Here is a 2,134-nt window from a genome sequence, read left to right as displayed (position 1 = left end):
GCTTCCAGCTGCTTCTTCGCCGCCTCGAGCCGCTTCTCCGCCTCGGCCGTGGGAGTGCACCTCTCCTCATCCCGGATCGGAAAGGCGGAGAGCAGCTGGCCTCGCTCATAGGCCAGCAGGACGAGCCCTCCCCGGAACGGGTTTCCCTGGTGGGTCACATAGCCATCGCAGGGGGGCACGTCCCCCACCGACGGACGGGGGGTGAAGGGCTCGAGGAAGTAGAGCCGCACGGCGAAGCGCTTCCCGTCACCGGACCAGCCGATGACCTGCGCGATGTGCTCCTCCGTGCCTTGCGCCAGCGGATCCGTGGCGGCGTGGGCGGGCAGGGCCGCGAGGAGCACACAGAGTCCAAGGGAGGCAAGGAGCGGGTTCATGGGCAGCATCCTCCGGTCATGAGCGAGTGCTCAGGGGCCAAGGGTTTACCGGGAAGCGGGGCGGACGGGTACTGGCCTTCATCTTTCGAGGGGGCACGGACGCTTCAGCACTCCTGACAGGAGACTCACCAGGTCGTCACTCCCACGCCCTGAAATCCCACCCGGCAGGTTGTCTTCTGAGAGAGGAGTCAGGAAGGGAAGCCCTCTGCGGCATGGGTGGCGCGTTCCCGAGGGCTTCATGCCGGAACCCCCGGGAGGGCGCGCCTCCGCTACTGTGCGGCCAGCATGGTCGCTCTTCTCATCGTCGCCATCCTCTCGCAAGCCCCGGTGCCCGCTCAGACTCCGGCACCTCCTCAGGTCCCTGGATCTGCCCAGGCCCACCAGCCCCCGCCCGACTCGGGTGAGCCGGCGGTCGTGCCCCAGCTGCCAGAGGCCTCGCTGCCGCCCGCCACGCACGAGCTGTTCGAGCGCATCAAGCGCCGCGTGGCCCAGGTCCGCATCATCGAGAGCCGCTCCGGCACCAAGTCCTCCATCGGCTCGGCCTTCTTCGTGAGCGCCGACGGACATGCCCTCACGAACTACCACGTCGTGTCGGACCTGGTGATGCACCCGGAGGACTACACAGCCGAGATCGTCCGGGACGGGCAGGAGCCGGTGCCGGTGAAGCTGCTCGACGTGGACGTAGTGCACGATCTGGCGGTGATCCGGCTCGTCCAGCCAGTGCCGGACTTCTTCCAGCTGCTGGACAAGCCGCCGCCTCAGGGCACGCGCCTGTTCGCCATGGGCAACCCGCGCGATCTGGGCATCACCATCGTCGAGGGCACCTACAACGGGCTCGTGCAGGAGGCCCTCTATGATCGAGTCCACTTCACCGGCGCCATCAACCCCGGCATGAGCGGTGGCCCCTCGCTCACGGGCGAGGGCCGTGTGGTGGGCGTCAACGTGGCCACCATGGGGAACCAGGTGGGCTTCCTCGTGCCGGTGGAGCACGCCCAGGCGCTGCTGACGCGTGCGCTGGCGGCCAAGCCCGAGGACGCGGAGCCCGCCGCACTGCTTGCCTCCGTCCGCACGCAGCTGCTCGAGCACCAGCAGCGCATCACGGAGCGCCTGCTCGCCAACCCCCTGCCGCAGCAGAGCCTGGGGCCCTACCGCGTCCCCGGGCGCTGGCTCCCGTTCCTCAAGTGCTGGGGAGACACGCCGCACGCTCCGGAGGCCCAGTACACGGTGACGAACTACCACTGCTCCTCCGAGGACGATCTGTTCCTCTCCTCGGATCACCGCACCGGCGCGGTCGCCTACTCCCACCAGCACCTGTCCTCGACGAAGCTGGGGACGCTGCGCTTCTCCGCGCTCTTCAGCGCCTACTTCTCCTCGGATCCAGCGACGGTGGAGGCCACCCGCGAGGACGTGACGAACTTCCGCTGCCACTCGGAGTTCGTGAGCTCCGGAGGGCTCACCCTGCGCGCCGCGCTGTGCCTTCGCGCCTACAAGAAGTTCCCGGGGCTCTACGATCTGGTGCTCCGTGCGGCCGCGCTCCCGTCGAACAACCAGGGCATGGATACGAGCTTCACCTTGGCGGGCTTCTCGCCGGAGAACGCTCGGAAGCTGGCGCGCCACTACCTGGAGGGGCTGTCGTGGACGAAGTGATCTTCCTGGAGGTGCTGGAAGGGGACGCCGTCCATGCGCGCCACCGGCTGGAGCGTTTCCCCGTCACCGTGGGGCGCGGCTACGTCAACGATATCATCCTCGATGATCCCAAG

General features: G+C 68.3%; 1 protein-coding gene and 2 pseudogenes. 2 read left to right on the top strand and 1 reads right to left on the bottom strand.

Annotation, left to right across the window (positions count from 1 at the left end; genetic code table 11):
- A pseudogene (locus VD972_RS27325) lies at nt 1-374 on the bottom strand (hypothetical protein); the annotation flags it as partial.
- 285 nt (nt 375-659) lie between these two features.
- Between VD972_RS27325 and VD972_RS27320 the strand changes: the two are divergent.
- Together VD972_RS27320 and VD972_RS27315 are read left to right on the top strand one after the other, a co-directional pair.
- Nucleotides 660-2,021, top strand: coding sequence for a serine protease (locus VD972_RS27320; RefSeq protein ID WP_324991687.1), 1,362 nt, complete (start codon nt 660-662; stop codon nt 2,019-2,021).
- Nucleotides 2,009-2,134 (top strand): annotated as a pseudogene (locus VD972_RS27315) (FHA domain-containing protein); the annotation flags it as partial. The gene VD972_RS27320 and the pseudogene VD972_RS27315, both read left to right, overlap by 13 nt.

Source organism: Hyalangium sp. (assembly GCF_035629615.1).
Taxonomy (GTDB): domain Bacteria; phylum Myxococcota; class Myxococcia; order Myxococcales; family Myxococcaceae; genus Hyalangium.
Note: the sequence above shows the minus strand (reverse complement) of the source record. Positions and strands in the feature narration are given on the sequence as shown.